Origin of the sequence: Conexibacter woesei Iso977N, from assembly GCF_000424625.1 — a bacterium.
Classification (GTDB): Bacteria; Actinomycetota; Thermoleophilia; order Solirubrobacterales; family Solirubrobacteraceae; genus Baekduia; species Baekduia woesei_A.
The window spans coordinates 1,110,279-1,127,778 of the sequence record NZ_AUKG01000002.1 but is presented as its reverse complement, the minus strand read 5'-3'; the positions used below and the strand labels follow the sequence as shown (position 1 = coordinate 1,127,778).

General features: G+C 72.4%; 17 protein-coding genes. 8 read left to right on the top strand and 9 right to left on the bottom strand.

All coding sequences use genetic code 11. The features are described 5' to 3' along the window. Nucleotides 1-319: 319 nt before the first annotated feature. Nucleotides 320-1,420 (bottom strand): pyridoxal phosphate-dependent aminotransferase, encoded by a 1,101-nt coding sequence (locus H030_RS0117680; protein ID WP_027007088.1) that lies wholly within the window; start codon nucleotides 1,418-1,420, stop codon nucleotides 320-322. A 51-nt stretch (nucleotides 1,421-1,471) separates the two neighbouring features. Then, nucleotides 1,472-1,837 (bottom strand): chorismate mutase, encoded by a 366-nt coding sequence (gene aroH, locus H030_RS0117675; RefSeq protein WP_027007087.1) that lies wholly within the window; start codon nucleotides 1,835-1,837, stop codon nucleotides 1,472-1,474. 130 nt (nucleotides 1,838-1,967) lie between these two features. On the opposite strand from aroH, the gene H030_RS0117670 reads away from it, so the two are divergent. After that, nucleotides 1,968-3,335, top strand: coding sequence for a sensor domain-containing diguanylate cyclase (locus tag H030_RS0117670; protein ID WP_196809176.1), 1,368 nt, complete (start codon nucleotides 1,968-1,970; stop codon nucleotides 3,333-3,335). Here the strand turns inward: H030_RS0117670 and H030_RS0117665 are convergent. Next, nucleotides 3,271-4,005 (bottom strand): pseudouridine synthase, encoded by a 735-nt coding sequence (locus H030_RS0117665; protein ID WP_027007085.1) that lies wholly within the window; start codon nucleotides 4,003-4,005, stop codon nucleotides 3,271-3,273. The two genes, H030_RS0117670 and H030_RS0117665, sit on opposite strands and share 65 nt — an antisense overlap. A 24-nt stretch (nucleotides 4,006-4,029) precedes the next feature. Between H030_RS0117665 and H030_RS0117660 the strand changes: the two genes are divergently transcribed. Genes H030_RS0117660 through H030_RS0117650 form a run of 3 tightly spaced genes read left to right on the top strand, consistent with a single transcriptional unit; the run spans nucleotide 4,030 to nucleotide 6,790 of the window. After that, nucleotides 4,030-4,368 carry a hypothetical protein gene (locus H030_RS0117660; RefSeq protein ID WP_155892121.1) on the top strand — a complete coding sequence of 113 codons (339 nt, stop codon included), beginning with the start codon at nucleotides 4,030-4,032 and terminating at the stop codon, nucleotides 4,366-4,368. A 20-nt stretch (nucleotides 4,369-4,388) separates the two neighbouring features. Beyond that, nucleotides 4,389-5,384, top strand: coding sequence for a 23S rRNA (adenine(2503)-C(2))-methyltransferase RlmN (rlmN, locus tag H030_RS0117655; RefSeq protein ID WP_027007083.1), 996 nt, complete (start codon nucleotides 4,389-4,391; stop codon nucleotides 5,382-5,384). 20 nt (nucleotides 5,385-5,404) lie between these two features. Continuing rightward, nucleotides 5,405-6,790 carry an ankyrin repeat domain-containing protein gene (locus tag H030_RS0117650; RefSeq protein WP_035127892.1) on the top strand — a complete coding sequence of 462 codons (1,386 nt, stop codon included), beginning with the start codon at nucleotides 5,405-5,407 and terminating at the stop codon, nucleotides 6,788-6,790. Here H030_RS0117650 and scpB read toward each other — a convergent pair. The 5 genes from scpB to H030_RS33110 all read right to left on the bottom strand — a co-directional run bounded on the left by scpB (nucleotide 6,787) and on the right by H030_RS33110 (nucleotide 10,239). Continuing rightward, nucleotides 6,787-7,674 carry an SMC-Scp complex subunit ScpB gene (gene scpB, locus H030_RS33120; RefSeq protein ID WP_081690904.1) on the bottom strand — a complete coding sequence of 296 codons (888 nt, stop codon included), beginning with the start codon at nucleotides 7,672-7,674 and terminating at the stop codon, nucleotides 6,787-6,789. The two genes, H030_RS0117650 and scpB, sit on opposite strands and share 4 nt — an antisense overlap. Continuing rightward, nucleotides 7,671-8,441: a segregation and condensation protein A gene (locus H030_RS33115; protein ID WP_051223015.1), complete on the bottom strand. Its 771-nt coding sequence runs from the start codon at nucleotides 8,439-8,441 to the stop codon at nucleotides 7,671-7,673. The genes scpB and H030_RS33115 overlap by 4 nt, the downstream gene beginning before the upstream one ends. A 69-nt stretch (nucleotides 8,442-8,510) precedes the next feature. Then, entirely contained in the window at nucleotides 8,511-9,536 is a 1,026-nt protein-coding gene (trpS, locus tag H030_RS0117630) for a tryptophan--tRNA ligase (protein ID WP_027007081.1), read from the bottom strand. 12 nt (nucleotides 9,537-9,548) lie between these two features. Then, complete coding sequence (locus H030_RS0117625; protein ID WP_155892120.1) at nucleotides 9,549-9,758, bottom strand: hypothetical protein; 210 nt, start codon at nucleotides 9,756-9,758, stop codon at nucleotides 9,549-9,551. Nucleotides 9,759-9,981: 223 nt separating this feature from the next. Beyond that, on the bottom strand, nucleotides 9,982-10,239 hold the full coding sequence (locus H030_RS33110) for a helix-turn-helix domain-containing protein (RefSeq protein ID WP_051223013.1): 258 nt from the start codon (nucleotides 10,237-10,239) through the stop codon (nucleotides 9,982-9,984). A 237-nt stretch (nucleotides 10,240-10,476) separates the two neighbouring features. Here H030_RS33110 and H030_RS0117615 point away from each other — a divergent pair, with 237 nt between their 5' ends. Genes H030_RS0117615 through H030_RS0117600 form a run of 4 tightly spaced genes read left to right on the top strand, consistent with a single transcriptional unit; the run spans nucleotide 10,477 to nucleotide 15,943 of the window. Further along, nucleotides 10,477-11,007 carry a DUF1360 domain-containing protein gene (locus H030_RS0117615; protein WP_027007079.1) on the top strand — a complete coding sequence of 177 codons (531 nt, stop codon included), beginning with the start codon at nucleotides 10,477-10,479 and terminating at the stop codon, nucleotides 11,005-11,007. A 41-nt stretch (nucleotides 11,008-11,048) separates the two neighbouring features. After that, nucleotides 11,049-12,299: a S8 family peptidase gene (locus H030_RS33105; protein WP_081690902.1), complete on the top strand. Its 1,251-nt coding sequence runs from the start codon at nucleotides 11,049-11,051 to the stop codon at nucleotides 12,297-12,299. Further along, complete coding sequence (locus H030_RS33100; protein ID WP_051223008.1) at nucleotides 12,296-14,572, top strand: MMPL family transporter; 2,277 nt, start codon at nucleotides 12,296-12,298, stop codon at nucleotides 14,570-14,572. The genes H030_RS33105 and H030_RS33100 overlap by 4 nt, the downstream gene beginning before the upstream one ends. 18 nt (nucleotides 14,573-14,590) lie before the next feature. After that, on the top strand, nucleotides 14,591-15,943 hold the full coding sequence (locus tag H030_RS0117600) for a hypothetical protein (protein WP_155892119.1): 1,353 nt from the start codon (nucleotides 14,591-14,593) through the stop codon (nucleotides 15,941-15,943). Between the two features lie 25 nt (nucleotides 15,944-15,968). Here the strand turns inward: H030_RS0117600 and gcvPB are convergent, their stop codons facing one another. Further along, nucleotides 15,969-17,453 (bottom strand): aminomethyl-transferring glycine dehydrogenase subunit GcvPB, encoded by a 1,485-nt coding sequence (gene gcvPB / locus H030_RS0117595; protein WP_027007077.1) that lies wholly within the window; start codon nucleotides 17,451-17,453, stop codon nucleotides 15,969-15,971. Nucleotides 17,454-17,500 lie beyond the last annotated feature (47 nt).

The following is a 17,500-nucleotide window of genomic DNA, read 5'->3' as shown; positions in this document are numbered from 1 at the left end:
CATTGGAGGGGTTCCTTCTCGGGGCTTGGGGTGAAGTCTAAAGAGGCGACAGCTGAGACCTGCGGTGCGCTTGCGGAAAACCGCGCGCGGAGGGAGGCTCTATCGGCGCTCGACCCGAGGGGTCCGATGCGGACGCGGGCAACAAGCCCGGCCGAGCGCCTAGCTAAATCGCCAATACCAAGCGGTGAAGGTGCCGCTGCCCGCAGCGACGCCCGCGTCGGCCAGGTGGCCGGCGTGCGGAGCGCGCGTGGTGAAGGGCGAGCGGGACATGAAGCGCGCACCATTGAAGCAGACGCGCCGGAGGTTGCCTAGGCCGTTCTCAGCTCAGCAACGAGGAAAGCCCTGCCAGAAAGCGTTGGTTCTGCTGCGGCGTGCCGTAGGTCACACGCAGCGCGCCCGGGCGGCCGAGGGCGCCGCCGGCCCGGACGAGGATGCCCTGCTCGGTGAGGCCCGTGACGATCTCTCGCTCGAACTCCGTGGTGTCCTGGCCGTCCGGGACCGGCAGGTCGAACCACGCGAAGTTGGCCTGCGAGGCGGCGGGCGCGATGCCGAGGTCGTTCAGCCCGTCCTCCAGCTCGATCCGCGCGACGACGGCGCGCTCGACGCGGGCGGCGACCGCGTCGCCGTGCCTGAGCGACTCGACCGCCGCGGCCTGCGCGGCGGCGTTGCAGAAGAACGGCTGGCGGACCTGATTGACGGCCGTCACGAACGTGTCGGAGCCGCAGAGCGCGTAGCCGACGCGCAGCCCGCACAACCCGTACACCTTGGAGAACGTGCGCAGCAGGACCAGGTTGGGGTGCTTGCTCAGGAGGTCGATCGAGGCGTCCGGGTCGTCGAGCGTGTTGTACTCGCAGTAGGCCTCGTCGAGGATCACGCAGACGTGCTTCGGAACGGCGTCGAGGAAGCGTGCGATGTCGTCGAGCGGGATCGCGGTCGACGTCGGGTTGTTGGGGTTGCAGACCAGGACCAGCCGCGTCGCCGCCGTGATCTCGGCGAGCATCGCGTCGAGGTCGTGCTCCTGGGCGTCGTTGAGCGGGACCCTGATGTCGGTCGCGCCGGTCGCGGCCGCGAGGTGCGGGTAGACGCTGAACGCCGGCCACGCGTAGACCAGCTCGGCGCCGGGCTCCAGCAGCGCCTCGCCCGCGGCGAGCAGGATGTCGCAGCTGCCGTTGCCGATCGCGATGCGCGAGACCGGGACGTCGTAGCGGTCGCTCAGCGCGCCGCGCAGCTTGGCGTTGGTCGGGTCTGGATAGCGGTTGACGCCGGTCAGGATCGCGGCGACCGCGGCGACCACCGGCTCCAGCGGCGGCTCCGGCGACTCGTTGGACGCCAGCAGCGCGACGTCCTCGGGCAGGGCATACGCCCCGGCCGCCGGGTAGACCGGGATGCGCTTGACGGCTGCTGAGAACTCGATCGCCATGGCCCTGCATCTTATGCGCCGCCGCGCGCGCTCTCAGCGCGTCCGCCGCGCCTACTGCGCGGACTCGAGGTCCATGCGCAGCTTGCGCGCGTCCCCGAGGTAGACGTGCCTCGACTCGTGGTCGTCGGCCGCGTAGTAGTGCATCAGCACCCGGATCACCCGCGGCAGCGAGCCCGGGACCGGGATCTCGCGCGCGCACATCAGCGGGACCTGGTCGAAGCCCAGCCGCCGCGCCGCGACGGCCGGGAACTCGGCGTCGAGGTCCTCGGTGACCGTGAACAGGCAGCTGACGACGTCCTGCGGCGTCAGCGTGTTGCGCGTCATGATCTCGCGCATCAGCGCCTCGGTCGCGTCGAGGATCTCCTCGGACCGGTTGACGTCGACGGTGATGGCGCCTCGGAGTGCGAACAGCCGCATGCGGCGGTGATCATGCCAAACCGCGACGCCGCGTCCTGCAGCGCCTCTATCGTGGCGCCGAGTTGTGACGCGTCGCTCGTTCGTCCAGGAACCCTGCGACTCCCGGCCCGTGCGGCCGATGGCACGAGGGATGGCGCCCTCAGCCGCCCGTCGTGTGCTCGTGCTCGCCTTGCTGGCCGGGTGCCTCGCGCTGCTCCCGTTCCTGCGCGACTCGCTGGGCGAGGCGCGCTGGTTCCTGCCGGCCGTCCTGACCGCGGCCGCCGCGTTCGACCTGCTGACCGCGGTCCTGCTGGCCGTGCAGTTCCTCGGCCACGGGACGTCGCAGCGGCTGCTGCTCGCGTGCGCGTTCCTGGGCGCGGGGCTGCTGGCGGTCGTGCACCTGCTCGTCGCGCCGGGCGCGCTGACGACCGGCGGCGTCTTCGCCGCCAGCAGCGACCAGGCGCCCGCGTGGCTGTGGGCGATCGGGCACGCCGGCCTGCCGCTCGGCCTCGCCGCCGCGCTCTGGGGCGGTCCGGCGGTCGTGCGCAGGCGCCTCGCGGGGCCGACCGCGCGCCGGACGCGCGCGCTGGTCTGGGCGTTCCTGGTGGTCTTCCTCGGCGCGTGCGCGCTGACCGCGGCGGTCGTCGCGCTCGGCGACGACCTCCCGACGGTCGTGCGCCACCACCGTCTCTCCTCCTTCGGCGTCGCGATCGGGCCGCTCGTGATCGGGCTGGACCTCGTGGCGCTCGTGGTCGTCGCCAGGCGCGGCCGGCGCAGCGCGATCGAGCGGCGGCTGCTGGTCGTCGTCGCGTGCGTCCTGGCCGGGACCGCGCTGACGCTGGCGACGCTCGACCGCGACACGGTCGGCTGGTACGCGTCGATGACGCTGGAGCTGGTCGCCTCGGCGCTGTTGTTGTCCTTGTTGCTCGGCGAGCTGCGCAGGCTCGGCGAGCTGGGCCGCGTCGCCGACGCGGCGGCCGGCGCGGTCGACCCGCTGACGGGTGCGAAGACGCGCTCGTCCGCGCTGGTCGCCGCCGAGCGGCTGAACGCGGCGCGGGCCGCGGGCGCGCCGCTGGGGCTGGCGCTGCTCGACGTCGATGGCCTGCGGGCGATCGGCGACGCCCACGGCCCGCTGGCGGCGGACGCCGTGATGGCCGCGGTCGCGACGCGGCTGCGCGAGCTGCTGCGCGACGCCGACGTGCTCGGCCGCGCGGGCGACGAGGGCTTCCTGATCCTGCTGCCCGACACCGACGCCGACGGCGTCACGCAGGCGGTCGACCGCGCGATCGCGGCGATCCGCGAGCAGAAGGTCGGCACGTGGGCGCACGACGTCAGGACGACGGCGTCGGCGGGGATCGCGATGGTCGGCTCCGGCGACGACGCGGTCGCGGTGGCGTTGGTCGCCGCGGACCTGGCGCTCAACCAGGCCAAGGCGCACGGGCGCGACCAGGTGGTCAGCCCGTCACGGGCCCAGGTCGTGCCCCTGCGTCGCGCAGGCGCTGGACCTCGGCCGGGCTGAGCCTCCGGACGCGGCCCTCGCCGAGATCGCCGAGCCTGAGCGGGCCGAACGCGACCCGCTGCAGGCGGTGGACCGGGTGGCCGATCTCCGCGCACATGCGCTTGACCTGGCGCTTGCGGCCCTCGCGCAGCGTGATCTGCAGGACGCCGGGCCTGAGCTGGCGGACGTCGGCGGGCAGCGTCATGCCGTCGTCGAGCTCCACGCCTTCGCGGAGCCGGCGGAGCTCCTGCTCCGGGACCGCGATCCCGCCGCGCCCGACCGACACCACGTAGGTCTTGGGGACCTCGTAGCGCGGGTGCGTGAGGCGGTTGGCGAGGTCGCCGTCGTCGGTCAGGAGGATCAGGCCGGTGCTGTCGGCGTCGAGGCGGCCGACGGGATAGAGGCGCGTGCGGGGGCTGTCGACCATGTCGACGACCGTCCGGCGGTTGTGCGTGTCCTTGGCCGTCGAGACGACGCCGGAGGGCTTGTGGACGAGCCAGACCGACTTGGTGTCCTTGATGCCGACGGGCCGGTTGTCGACCGCGACGTCGTCGGCGCCGTCGTCGTCCACCCCGTGCGCCGGGTCGGTGACGATCGTGCCGCCGACGGTCACGCGTCCCTCGCGGATGATCTCCTCGGCGGCGCGACGGGACGCGACGCCGGCGTGGGCGAGGAACTTCGCAAGGCGCATGGCTGGCTGCGAGGCTACCGGGCGATGAGCATGGACTACGACGCGGTGATCGCCTGGCTCCGGGCGCGGCTCGGCAAGCAGCTGGTCGTCTCGGTGCAGGGCGCGACCGAGGAGATCCGGAACACGTCGATCTCGTCCGCGGGCCCGCTGCTCGCGCGCGACGACGGCGACATCACGCTGATCGACCCGCCGCCGGGCCGCGTCGAGCCGTTCGCGATCGGCACGGCGACCGTCGTGCTGCTCGAAGGCGACTTCGCCGGGGCGCAGTCGACCGACATGGGCACGGGCGTCAACGCCATCGTCCAGGCGGAGGTCGGCGGGCTGCTGATCACGTTCGCGGAGGTCGCGCGCCCGGCGGGCTAGCCTGTGGGGTCGCTTTCCTCATGGACCTCCAGACGCTCGACACCACCTTGGCCGACCTCGGCCAGCCCGCCTTCCGCGCCAAGCAGGTGTGGGAGTGGACCTCGCGCGGGGTCGCGTCGTATGACGCGATGACCAACGTCCCGGCGGAGGTACGCTCGGAGCTGACCGCGCGCGTGCCGTTCTCGACGCTCGAGGTCACCAACGAGGCGCACTCCAAGGACGGCACGGTCAAGGCGCTGTTCAAGACCGTCAAGGACGGGCGGCCCGTCGAGGCGGTCCTGATGCGCTACCGCGACGGGCGCAGGTCCCTGTGCCTGTCCTCGCAGTCCGGGTGCCCGCTGACGTGCACGTTCTGCGCGACGGGCACGATGAAGTTCGGGCGCAACCTGACGGTCAGCGAGATCCTCGACCAGGCGCTGCACTTCCGCCGGATCGAGGAGGTCGACCACGTCGTGTTCATGGGCATGGGCGAGCCGATGATGAACCTCGACAACGTCCTGGAGGCGTGCCGGCGGCTGCCCGACGTGGGCGTCACGCACCGGCGCACGGCGATCTCGACGGTCGGCTGGGTCCCCGGGATCGAGCGGCTGACCGAGAGCGACATGCCGATCCGGCTGGCGCTGTCGCTGCATGCGGCCGATGAGGCGTTGCGTTCGAAGATCATGCCCGTGAACGACCGCTACTCGCTGGCGTCGGTGCTGGAGGCGTGCGACCGCTTCTACGAGGCGAAGAAGCGCATGGTCTTCATCGAGTACGTGATGTTGAAGGGGGTCAACGACTCCTACGCGCAGGCGGTGCAGCTCGCCGACGTTCTCGATCCCAAGAAGTACAAGATCAACCTGATCCCCTACAACCCGACCGGGTCCTACGACGGGTCGGGGCGTGAGGCGATCGCCGCGTTCAAGGCCGCGCTGGAGGAGCACGGGATCGGCGCGACGATCCGGCTGACGCGCGGGCAGGACATCGACGCGGCGTGCGGCCAGCTGGCCGCCAAGGCGCTGGCGTCCGCCAGCTAGGCTCCGCGCTCGTGAGCAGCATGGAGCGGTTGCACCGCGAGGCCAAGAAGCTCGCGAGCGCGCATGCGCGCGGCGAGGCTGAGGCTGTGGCGCGGGCGGCGGAGCACCGCAACGACGCGCGCAAGCCGCTGAAGCTCGCGGGCGCGCAGGCGGTCGTGGCGGGCGAGCACGGGTTCTCGACGTGGCAGCGGCTGCGGGCCTACGTGGAGCGCGAGGAGATCTGGGGCGAGGGGCTGGAGCACGCGTTCCAGGTCGACGTCGAGTACTACGAGGGGCGCGCGGACGGGCTGCTGGCGTCGGCAGGCGACCGCACGCCGGGCGCGCTGGCGCGGTTCGAGGGCGAGGGCCAGGAGCTGACGCCGGCCGGCGCGCGGGCCGTCGTGGCGCGGCGTCACGGCTTCGAGACCTGGAGCGCTCTGAAGCGCCACGTGGTCGCGCTCGACGAGGACGGCGACCCGTTCCGGCGGGCGTACCTGGCGGTCGAGTCCGGGGCCGACGGCACGCTGCGCCAGCTGCTGGAGCGCTTCCCGGAGCTCGCGCGGGCCAACGGGACCAACGGCAACGCCCTGATCAACATGGCGACCGACCCCGGCTGCGTCCGGACCCTGCTGGAGGCCGGCGCGGACGTCGCGCACGCCAACGCCCACGGCTGGACGCCGTTGCACCAGGCGGCCTACGGCGACAACGCGGAGCTCGCGGAGTTGTTGTTGTCCTTCGACGCCCCCGCGGACGTCTCCGGCCGCGGAGCGGGCGGGACACCGCTGATCGTCGCGCTGTTCTGGGGCCACCACGCGGTGACCGAGGTGCTGCTCCGCGCCGGGCGCTGGCCGGACAACCTCCGCGTCGCGGCCGGCACCGGCGACGTGGCCCGCATCGCCGAGCTGGTCCACCTCCCGGATGTGGCGCCCTCCGACGCGTCCGCCTCGGTGACCGAGGCGGCGGGCGCGCTGCGCAGCTTCTACCGCCCCCACGGCGGCTTCCCGGCGTGGGCGCCGAGCGACGATCCGCAGGAGATCCTCGACGAGGCGCTGGCCTGGGCGGCCCGCTCCGATCGCGTCGAGGCGATCCGGGCGCTGGCCGAGCGCGGCGCACAGCTCGACGCCGACGTCTACCGCGGCACCGCGCTGACCTGGGCCGCCGCCACCGGTCGCACGGCCGCGATCAGCGAGTTGGTGTCCTTGGGCGCGGCGGTCGACGGCCGCTCCACCTTCGGCGGCCCGACCCACGGCGAAGGCGTGACCCCGCTCCACCTCGCCGCCCAGTCCGGCCACACCGAAGCCGTCAAGTTGTTGTTGTCGCTCGGCGCCGATCCCTCTCTGCGCGACGCGCTGCACAACGGCGACGCAGCGGGCTGGGCCGAGGTCGGCGACCACCCCACCCTCGCCGCCCTCCTGCGCGACCGCTAGTCCTCGTCGTCGCTCGGCGGCTCGGTCGCCTCCGCGACCTCCTCCGCCGGAATCCGCTCGACGAACGGCGCCTCAAAAGGATCCAGCGCGTCCTCGCCCTCGGCCGCAGTCTCTGCGTCCGCAGCTTCCTCGTCCTCGCCCGCGACTTCCTCCGGCGGAGTCCCCTCGCCCACCGTCACGTCCTCCGCGGCGGCGAGGACCTCGGACTCGGCGGCTTCGGCCTCGGCGTCGGCTTCGGGCGTCAGGCCCTCGGCGGCGGGGTCGGCGGCGGCGCCTTCGATGGCGTCGTCCTCCATCTGCTGGGTCGTCGGCGACGAGCCGGCGCGGGCCTCGCCGGCGCGGAGCAGGCGCTCGCGGAGGTCGGCTTCCTCCTCGGGCGTCGGGTCCCATTCCTCGACCTCGGGCAGGTCGTCGAGCGTGACCATCCCGAACAACTTGAGGAACAACGGCGTGGTCCGGTAGAGCACGGCGCCGAACGGCGACCGCCCGGACTCCTCGATCAATCCGCGTTCCAACAGGGTCCCCGCTGCAGAATCCGCCGACACACCGCGGATCCGCGTGATCTCCGGCCGCGAGACCGGCTGCAGGTAGGCGATGATCGCCAGCGTCTCGGCCTGGGCAGGCGACAGCGGCGGCGTCCGCGGCCTGCTCAGCAGCCGTCGCGCGGCCTGCTCGGTGTCGGCGGCGGTCGCCAGCGTCCAGCCGCCGGCCAGCTCGCGCAGCTCCAGCCCGCGCGCGCCGGGCGCGAACGCGGCCTTCAGCTCCTCCAGCGCCTCGGCGAAGTCGTCCTCGGTGCACTCGCAGGCGGCGATCAGCTCCACCTCGTTGACCGGGTCGGTCGAGAGGAAGAGGAGCGCCTCGAGGTTCCGCGCGAGGTCGCTCACGCGACCGCGGCGGCCGCGGCCGGCCGCTGCTCGGCGGCGCCCGAGCGGATCTCGATCTCGCCGAACGGCTCGTCCTGCGACCAGGTCGCCTCGCCCTGCTTGTAGAGCTCCAGCAGCGCGAACAGCGTCACGCAGACGGTCACGCGGTCGGCGCCGCGGACGGCGTCCTCGAACGTCGTCCTGCCCGCGGGCGAGCGCAGCAGCCGGCGCAGGTGCGCCAGCCGATCGGCGACCGACACGCGCGGGATCGTCAGGTGCCTGATGTCGACCCTCGCCGGCATCGTCAGCAGCGACCCGATCGCCTTGCCCAGGCGCGCGGGCCTGTAGACGCCCTCGAGGTCCTCGATGTCGGTCGCGCGCAGGTGGGCCGGGAGCGGCGCGCTGCGGAAGCGGACGCCGTCCTCGCCGTGCAGCTTCGCGATCAGGTGCAGCGCCGCGCCGCGGTAGCGCTTGGCCTCGAGCATCCGGGCGAGCAGCTCCTCGGCCGCGACGTCCGGCTCGACGTCGAGCAGCTCCTCGTCCTCGCGCGGGAGCATCAGGCGCGACTTCAGCTCCAGCAGCGCGGCGATGAGCACCAGGAACTCGGTCGCGACCTCCAGGTCCAGCTCGCCGCGGGACTCCAGGACGTCGATGTACGACAGCACGACATCGGCCAGCTCCACCTCCAGCAGGTCGACCTCCTCGCGGAGGACGAGCGTCAGCAGGAGGTCGAACGGACCGGTGAAGACCTCGAGGTCGAGCTCCAGCTCGGCGACGATCGTGCTCATACGTTGGGGACCGTAGCGACCGGGCCCGACGGTCAATGCCCGAAAGGCCGCAAAGAGCGAAGATCCGCGCTAGCTCGCCGGGACGCGCGTGCGCGGGCCGACGCCCGTCGCCGCGCGCACGTCGGCCATGACCTCGCGCGTGATCGCGCGCGCCTTGGTCGCGCCCGCCGCGAAGATCTCCTCGAGCGCGTCCTCGTCCTGCCGGATCTCGGCGTACCGGGTGCGCACCGGCTCGAGCATCTCGTTGACCGCGTTGGCGGTCGCCATCTTGAGGTCGCCGTAGCCGCGCGCGTCGGCCAGCGAGGCGATCGCCTCGTCGGGCGTGATCCCGCGCGCCGCGGCGAGGATGTCGATCAGGTTGGAGACGCCGGGCTTCGACTGGTCCTTGGCGATCCGCGGCGGGTCGTCGGAGTCGGTGACCGCGCGCTTGAACTTCTTCTCCACCGTCTTGGCGTCGTCGAGCACGTAGACCGTGCCCTCGGTCGAGCCGCCGGTGGTCGACATCTTCGACGTCGGGTCCTGGAGGTCCATGATCCGGGCGCCCACCGCGGGGATCTTCAGCTCCGGGACGACCAGCGTGTCGCCGAAGCGCTCGTTGAAGCGGATCGCGACGTCGCGCATCAGCTCGACGTGCTGGCGCTGGTCGTCGCCGACCGGGACCTCGTTGGCGCGGTAGGCCAGGACGTCGGCCGCCATCAGGACCGGGTAGGTGAACAGGTCGGCCGAGACCAGCTCCTTCTGCTTGGCCGACTTCTCCTTGAACTGGTGCATGCGGTTCAGGTCGCCGTGGGCGGTGACCGCGCCGAGCGTCCAGGTGAGCTCCGTGTGCTCCGGGACGTCGGACTGGCGGATGAAGATGCACTTCTCCGGGTCCAGGCCCGCCGCCAGCAGGATCGCCGCCGTGTCGTAGACCCGCTCGCGCATCTCGGCCGGCTGCCACGGGACCGTCATCGCATGCAGGTCGACGACGCAGAAGATCGCCACATCACCCGCATCGGCCGCCCGCTGCTGCCCCTCGACGTACTGCACGATCGCACCGATGAAGTTGCCGAGGTGCTTGCGCCCGGTGGGCTGGATCCCGCTGAAGATGCGCATCGCCTCTGGATTCTATGCGTCACCGCCGCGCGTCCTGTGCACGACGCTGCCGAGCAGCAGCACCATCCCACCGGTCGCGTACAACGGCTTGGCCGTGACCGCGCAGTAGGCGACGACGCCGAGCAGGACCAGGACGACGACCCAGACGAGCACGCGCTCGACCAGCTCCTCGATCGATCCGGACTCCACCCTGCGCCAGTTGTTGTCGTTCAATGTCAGCACCTCGCGACCGCCACGGCACCGTGGCAGCGAAGTACGGACATGGAAGACGCCTCGCCCCGAAGATAGGTTCACTTTGGGCAGTTGGGCCGGGTGCCCGGCAGGACGGAACGAGGCTGGTCGCTGCCCGAGCTAGGCCTTGGCAGCTATGTGGCCACGAAGCTACTGCGCCCCGAGGACGGAAAGCGTCCGGCAGCGAGCGTCGTGGCGCCTCTTCCGCGTTGTCCTACGTCTTGGGTTCGGCGGCCGGATCCTCCGCCTCAGGGTCCGGGGACACGCCGTGCGTGAGCGCTGCGACCGTGGTCCTCAGGCTCGCGGCGACCCGGACCAGCGTCCGCAGCGTCGGGTTGGACCTGCCGCTCTCGAGGCGCTGGTACGCCCGCGCCGACATGCCGGCACCGGCGGCAACGGCCTCCTGGCTGAGGTCGAGCTGGTCCCGGACCTTGCGGAGGTTCCTGGCGAGGATCTCGTCGGGTGGCTGCACTGCGCCGGGGACCCAAACGGACGCCGGCCAGATCCACCACGACGTACAAGTCGTATCTTCGCTGCAGGGCTCAGAGAAGCCGCAATTTGCGGCCGTTTGGCAGCGACCAGCCTCGCGAGAACGCGCCTGGTGCATTTGAACAGCGAGACGGTGTGACCGCCACTACTCGAAAGTGCTTCGATCCGCGGCGGTCATTCGTGTGCGTCGGCGACCCCGGGCTCGGGTAGCGCGGGGGGGATGGAGCCCGTCAGCCGGACGCCGACGAAGCCGATCGACTACGCCGCTTTGAGTGCCGGGTACGGCGCGCTGACCGGTGCGGTGGTCATTGCCGTGCGGGTGAGGGGTGGCAGGCCGATCGCGGTGGGTGAGCTGCCGGCGTTGGGGCTCGCGACGTTCGCGTTGGCCAAGTTGGTGGCCAAGGAGAAGGTGGATTCGTGGGTCCGGGAGCCGTTCGTGGAGGAGCGGCCGGATGGGCAGCGGCGGCCGAAGGGACGACGGCTGCGGTACGCGACGGGTGAGCTGCTGAGCTGCACGCGTTGTGTGGGATCGTGGAGTGCTCTGGGGCTCGTCGGCATGCGGATGCTGCGGCCGCGCGAGGCGCAGGTGGTCGTCCCGGTGCTCGCGCTCGCGGGCGCCAACGACTGGCTGCAGTCCGGCTTCACCGCCCTGTGCACCTACGCCAACCGCTCGAGTCAACCCACAGCACAACCGGCCGAGGAGCCCGCAGCAGACGACAACGTGCGCCGCTTCGAGCGCCCTCGCCGCTGAAGATTCGCCACGGCGGCGCGCGCCGCCTGTAGCCTGGCGACGTGAGAGCCGCGACGTTGGTCGTCGTGGCGGTGGCCCTGTCGCAGGTCCATCTGTCTCCGGCACGTGCGGGTGCACCGGACACGGTGAGCGATCAACTGATCGCGCAGTTCGCAACTGCCACTGCTGCGCAAAGCAGAGCATTGATCATCAGGAAGGTTGGCGGTCGCGTCGCACGCGACCTGCCGTCGATCGACGCCGTCGCCGTCCGCCCCCGCCACGGCGTCGCGCTCGCGGTCCTGCGCCGGGCGCTCGAGCGTCGCCGCGACATCCGCTGGGTCGAGCCCGACTACGTCCTGCGCTCCAGCGAGACGCCGGACGACCCGGACCTCCTGCGCCAGTACGCCCTCGGCAACGGCACCGGCTCGATCTCCGCGCGCCAGGCCTGGGACACCCGCACGTCGTGCGCGAAGGTCGCCACGCTCGACTCCGGCGTCGAGTACGCCCACCCGGACCTCAAGGCCAACATCTGGCACAACCCGCACGAGATCAAGGGCAACAACAAGGACGACGACCACAACGGCTACGTCGACGACTACTACGGCGTCAACATCCCCAAGGGCCGGGACTCGGCCAGCGACGAGGACGGACACGGCACCCACGTCGCCGGCATCGTCGGCGGCCGCACCAACAACGCGACCGGGATCGCCGGGACGTGCTGGACCACCAGGATCGTCCCGGTCCGCTTCATGGACTCCCGCGGCCGCGGCTCGACCTCCGACGCGATCGCCGGGATGCAGTACGCCGCGCGCTCCGGCGCCAAGATCATCAACTGCTCGTTCGGCGCGCCGACCGCCTCCAGGTCCCTCCACGACGCCGTGCAGGCCGTCAAGGACAGGGGCATCCTGCTCGTCGTCGCCGCCGGCAACGACGGCAAGGACCTCGACGCCGACCCCTCCTACCCCGCGTCCTACGGCTTCGACAACATCATCAGCGTCGCGGCCACGACCGCCGACGACACGCTCGCCAGCTTCTCGAACTTCGACGCCAGGAAGGTCGACCTCGCCGCGCCCGGCGACGGCATCCTGTCCACCTACCCGACCGACCGCTACAAGACGCTCAGCGGCACGTCGATGGCCGCGCCGTTCGTCACCGCCGCGGCCGCGATGCTGCGCGCCAAGGACCCCGACGCGTCCTACAGGACGATCCGCTCGCGCCTGCTCAGCAGCGTCGACAGGCTCCCAGCGCTGAACGGCAAGGTCGCCAGCGGCGGCCGCCTCGACCTTGATCGCGCGCTGCAGGGCACCCCGTGACGCCGCTGCTCTACGCGCTCGGCGGGTTCTGCGTCCGCCATCGCCGCGCGGTCGTCGCCGCCTGGGTCGTGGTCGCCGTCGCGCTCGCGGTCCTCGCGCGCGCCGCGGGGCCCAACACCAGCGACAACCTCACGCTGCCCGGCAGCGACAGCCAGGACGCGACCGACGTCCTGACCGCGCGCTTCCCCCAGCAGGCCAACGGGACCAACCCGGTGGTGTTGACCGCGCCCGCCGGCAGGAAGGTCACCGACGACACCTACAACAAGCCGATCGCCGCCGCGACCGCCGCGTTCGCCGCCGACCCGGACGTGCGCGCCGCCACCAGCCCGCTCTCCACGCAGGGCGCATCGCTGCTCTCCAAGGACCAGCAGATCGGCGTCATCGCCCTCAACCTCCGCGCCGCTCCGAGCGACCTCACGACCGACGACGCGCACCGCATCGTCGCGCTCGGCGACAGGTTGAGGGACCCGGGGCTGTCGGTGGCCTTCGGCGGCTACGTCGGCCAGAAGGTCTCCAAGCCCGAGACGCACTCCAGCGAGGCCGTCGGCCTCACCATGGCGGTCCTCGTCCTGCTGCTCACGTTCGGCACCTTCGTCGCGATGGGCCTGCCGATCGCCACCGCGCTGCTCGGCCTCGTCAGCGGCCTGTCGATCATCACGCTGATCAGCCACGTCGGCGACGTCCCGACCGTCGCGCCCACGCTCGCGACGATGATCGGCCTCGGCGTCGGGATCGACTACGCGCTGTTCATCGTCACCCGCCACCAGGAGCAGCGCCGCGCGGGCCTGCCGACGCTGGAGTCGGTCGCCCGCGCGACCGCGACGTCCGGCGGCGCGGTCGTCTTCGCCGGCACGACCGTGATCGTCGCGCTGCTGTCGCTGGCCGTCGTCGGGATCCCGCTGGTGACGACGCTCGGCTACACCGCGGCGATCGTCGTGCTCGTCGCGATGGCCGCCGCGACGACGCTGCTGCCCGCGCTCCTGGCGATGCTCGGCGACCGGATCGACGCGTTGGCGCTGCGCGGCCGCGGGCGCCACGAGCGCACCGCCCCGGCCGACGGCCGCCCCCACGGTTGGGAGCGCTGGGCCGAGGGCGTCGCGCGGCGGCCCGCGCTCGGGACGGTCGTGGCGCTGATCATCCTGCTCGCGCTCGCGCTGCCGGCGCTGTCGCTCTACCTCGGCCAGCAGGACAACGGCGCGCTGCCGAACGACACGCAGGCGCGGCGCGCCTACGACGGCATGACGACCGCGTTCGGCGCGGGCAGCAACGGCCCGCTGCTGGTCGCCGTCGACCTGTCGGCGCAGCCCGCGAAGGGCGGCGCGCAGGACCCGCGGCTGGCCGCGCTCGGCAGGGACCTCGCGAGCGCCGCCGACGTCGCCTCGGTCGCGCCGCCGTCGGTCAACGGCGACGGGACCGCGGCCGTCTTCACGGTCACGCCGAAGTCCGCGCCCGCCGACAGGGCCACCGAGCAGCTCGTCCGCCACCTGCGCGCCACGACGCTCCCGGCGGCGACCAAGGACCAGCACATGACCGCGCACGTCGGCGGGACGACCGCGGGCTACGTCGACCTCGCCGACGAGATCTCCGGCCGGCTGGTGCTGACGATCGCGGTCGTCGTCGGCCTGAGCTTCCTGCTGCTGGTCCTGGCCTTCCGCTCGCTGGTGATCCCGCTGACGGCGGGGATCATGAACCTCATCTCGATCGGCGCCGCGTTCGGCGTCGTCAGCGCGGTGTTCGAGAAGGGGTGGTTGATCGGCGTCGTCGGGCTGAGCGACACGGTGGCGATCGTCAGCTACGTGCCGTTGATGATGTTCGCGATCCTGTTCGGGTTGTCGATGGACTACGAGGTCTTCCTGATGACCCACATCAAGGAGGCCTGGGAGCGCACCCACGACAACCGCCAGGCGGTCATCGACGGCGTCGCGCACACCGGCCGCGTGATCACCTCGGCGGCGCTGATCATGGTGAGCGTCTTCTTCGCGTTCATCTTGAACGGCGACCCGACCGTCAAGCAGTTCGGCGTCGGCATGGGCATCGCGGTGGCGGTCGACGCGACCGTCGTGCGCTGCCTGCTGGTCCCGTCGGTCATGACGCTGCTCGGGAACGCCAACTGGTGGTTCCCGCGCTGGCTGGACCGGCTGCTGCCCGACTTCTCGATCGAGGGCGCGGAGTGGTTCGCCGAGCGCGACCGCGCCGCCGCTGCGGCCGCCGCCGCGCCCGAGCCCGCACCAGTCGCCGAGCCAGCGTCCGAATCCGTCCCCACCCCACCCTGAGCCGGAGGTCCGGTCTCGATGCAACCCCTACGTGTCGGTCTCGTCGTGCTGCTCGTCGCCGGAGGTGCGCTGCCCGCGGCGGCGCACGCCGGCGCGCCGGGGTGGTCGACGCCGCACACGGCGTCGGTCGTGCCGGTCGGGCTCTACGCGGCCGGGCCCAACGGCCAGGGCGTGCAGCTGTTCGCCGGCAGCGGGGCGACGCAGGCCCGCGTCGCGCAGATGCGGGCGATCAAGTCCGACGCGACGCAGGGCAGCGCGGTGACGGTCGACGCCGGCGGTCAGCCGGGCGTCGGGCTGACCGCGGTCGACGTCAACCCCAGCGGCCACCTCGTGACCGCGTGGTCGCTGGACGCCCAGCAGCAGGGCCCGATCGGCCTCGCGGCGGCGCTCGGCGCGCGCACCGCGCTGCCGCGCACCGCGGCGGTGCTGCCATCGTCCGGCGGCGTGACCGCGCTGGCCGACGCGGTCGCGCCCGACGGCACCGGAACCGTCGCGTGGGCCGAGTTCTCGCCCGCGGTCGTGAAGATCGCGACGCTGCGCAACGGGGCCGCGCCACAGGTCGTGACGTTCGCCGCCGCGACGACCGACGCGGCGATCGCCAACGTGAGCGTCGGGATCGACGGCAGCGCGCGGCCGGTCGTGACGTGGACGGCGACCCCGACGGTCCTGGGCTCGCCGACCGGGACGACGACGCTGGAGGTGACGCGCGGCGACGCGGGCGACGGGACGTTCCCGGCGCCCACCGCCGTGCCGCTGAGCACCGCCAACGTCGCCCGGGCCGACGCGGTCGTCCAGGCCGGCGGCGGGCTGACGGTCGTCTGGAGCGAGGGCGTCCTGCCCGGCGCGCTGACCGTCCGGGCCGCCGACCTCGCCGCAGGCGGCACCGCGCTGACCACGCCGCGGCTGCTGACGACGCTGCCGTCGGGCATCGCGCCGAGCGTCGCCGGGTCGCTGAACGGGCGCCTGGCGGTGTTCTTCCTGCAGGGCACCGGCGGCAAGGCGGGCGGCACGCCGGGGCTGATCCTGCGCTCGTCGGCCGGGACCTGGGGCAGGCAGCGCGACATCGGGCCGGCGAGCCGGCGGGCGGTGCGCGCCCTCAACGCCGGCGTCGACGCCTCCGGCCGCGTCGTGATCCTCTGGGACGACGGCACCGCCGGCGGCAGCCCGACCCGGATCCTCGCGGCGCGCTCGTCGTCGTCCAGCGACCCGCCCGGGACCTACCACCAGCTGCCGCAGCGGTCGGGCGACAGGAGCTGCGCGGCGCCGGTCCTGACGCTCTCGACCTCCGGCGACGGCCTCGGGTCGTGGCAGTGCAGGACGGCGACGGCGAGCAACCAGCCGCGCCTGGCGCGCCTGACCGCCGCGAGCTAGCGGCGGTGCAGGCGCGGCGGCGTGGCTAGGCCGGGAGCGGCTGGCGGATGACCGGCCGCTTCGCGGCGGCCGCCTCGTCGAGGCGGCGCACCGGCGTCGTGTAGGGCGCGTTCTGCGCGATCAGCGGGTCGGTGCCCGCCTCGGTCAGGATCGCCGCGAGGGCTTCGGCGAAGCCGTCGAGGGTCTCCTTGGTCTCGGTCTCGGTCGGCTCGACCAGCAGCGCCTCGTCGACCAGCAGCGGGAAGTAGACCGTCGGCGGGTGGTAGCCGTGGTCCAGCAGCCGCTTGGCCAAGTCCAGCGTCTTGATGCCGAGGTCGCGCTTCATCGGCGACCCGCTCAACACGAACTCGTGCATGCAGACCTCCCCGAACGCCAGCGGGAGGTGGTCGAGGACGCCGAGCGCCTTCAGCTTCGCCAGCAGGTAGTTGGCGTTGAGCACCGCGGTCTCCGACGCGTCCGTCAGCCCCTCCGCCCCGAGCGAGCAGATGTAGGCGTAGGACCGCACGAAGCACCCGTAGTTGCCCTGGAACCCACGCAGACGGCCGATCGACTTCTCGTAGCCGTGGTCGTCGAGGTCGAACGACCCGTCGTCGGCCTTCACGATCCGCGGGTTCATCAGGTACGGCTTCATCCGCTCGCTCACCGCGATCGGGCCGGAGCCCGGACCGCCACCGCCGTGCGGCTGCGTGAACGACTTGTGCAGGTTGAAATGCACGATGTCGAAGCCCATGTCCCCCGGCCGCGCCTTGCCCATGATGGCGTTCAGGTTCGCGCCGTCGTAGTACAGGGTCGCCCCCACGTCATGGACGATCTTCGCGATCTCCGTGATGTTGGGGTCGAACACGCCCAAGGTGTTGGGGTTGGTCAACATCAGGCAGGCGACGGTCTCGTCGGCCTTGGCCCGGAGGTCGTCGAGGTCGACGCCGCCGTCCTCGTTGGTCCCGACCTTGACGACCTCGAAGCCCGCCATCGTCACCGTCGCCGGGTTGGTCCCGTGCGCGGTGTCGGGCGTCAGGACCTTCTTGCGCACCTGGCCGCGGTCCTCGTGGAACGCCCGCGTCAGCAGGACGCCCGCGAGCTCGCCGTGCGAGCCGGCCGACGGCTGCAGCGAGACGTGCGGCAGCCCGCTTACCTCACCCAGCGCGCGCTCCAGGTTGTACATCAACTCCAGCGCGCCCTGCGCGCGCTCCGGCGACTGCAGCGGGTGCAGCCGCGAGTGCCCGGCCAGCGACGCGACCCGCTCGTGCAACCGCGGGTTGTGCTTCATCGTGCACGACCCCAGCGGGTAGAAGCCCGTGTCGAGGTCGAAGTTGCGCCGCGACAGCTTCACGTAGTGGCGGACCAGCTCCGGCTCGCTCACCTCGGGCAGGCGCGCCTCCGCGTCGCGCCGGAACGCCGGCGGCAGCAGCTTGGCCCCGTCGACCTCCGGGACGTCCACGGCCGGAGCCACGAACGCACGCCGCCCCGCGGCGCCCTTCTCGAAGATCGTCGTCGCGCGGTCGCGCTGCATCGGGGTGGCCCCGGCAGCGCTCACCGGGATCTCGTGGTGCAGCGGGT

Bases quoted from the DNA above. Each gene is read 5' to 3' on its own strand.
- trpS (WP_027007081.1), bottom strand. From the start codon at position 9,536: ATGCGCATCTTCAGCGGGATCCAGCCCACCGGGCGCAAGCACCTCGGC.
- rlmN (WP_027007083.1), top strand. From the start codon at position 4,389: ATGGACCTCCAGACGCTCGACACCACCTTGGCCGACCTCGGCCAGCCC.
- H030_RS0117650 (WP_035127892.1), top strand. From the start codon at position 5,405: ATGGAGCGGTTGCACCGCGAGGCCAAGAAGCTCGCGAGCGCGCATGCG.
- H030_RS33115 (WP_051223015.1), bottom strand. From the start codon at position 8,441: ATGAGCACGATCGTCGCCGAGCTGGAGCTCGACCTCGAGGTCTTCACC.
- aroH (WP_027007087.1), bottom strand. From the start codon at position 1,837: ATGCGGCTGTTCGCACTCCGAGGCGCCATCACCGTCGACGTCAACCGG.
- H030_RS0117665 (WP_027007085.1), bottom strand. From the start codon at position 4,005: ATGCGCCTTGCGAAGTTCCTCGCCCACGCCGGCGTCGCGTCCCGTCGC.
- gcvPB (WP_027007077.1), bottom strand. From the start codon at position 17,453: ATGCAGCGCGACCGCGCGACGACGATCTTCGAGAAGGGCGCCGCGGGG.
- H030_RS0117670 (WP_196809176.1), top strand. From the start codon at position 1,968: ATGGCGCCCTCAGCCGCCCGTCGTGTGCTCGTGCTCGCCTTGCTGGCC.
- H030_RS0117660 (WP_155892121.1), top strand. From the start codon at position 4,030: ATGAGCATGGACTACGACGCGGTGATCGCCTGGCTCCGGGCGCGGCTC.
- H030_RS0117615 (WP_027007079.1), top strand. From the start codon at position 10,477: ATGGAGCCCGTCAGCCGGACGCCGACGAAGCCGATCGACTACGCCGCT.
- H030_RS0117680 (WP_027007088.1), bottom strand. From the start codon at position 1,420: ATGGCGATCGAGTTCTCAGCAGCCGTCAAGCGCATCCCGGTCTACCCG.
- H030_RS0117600 (WP_155892119.1), top strand. From the start codon at position 14,591: ATGCAACCCCTACGTGTCGGTCTCGTCGTGCTGCTCGTCGCCGGAGGT.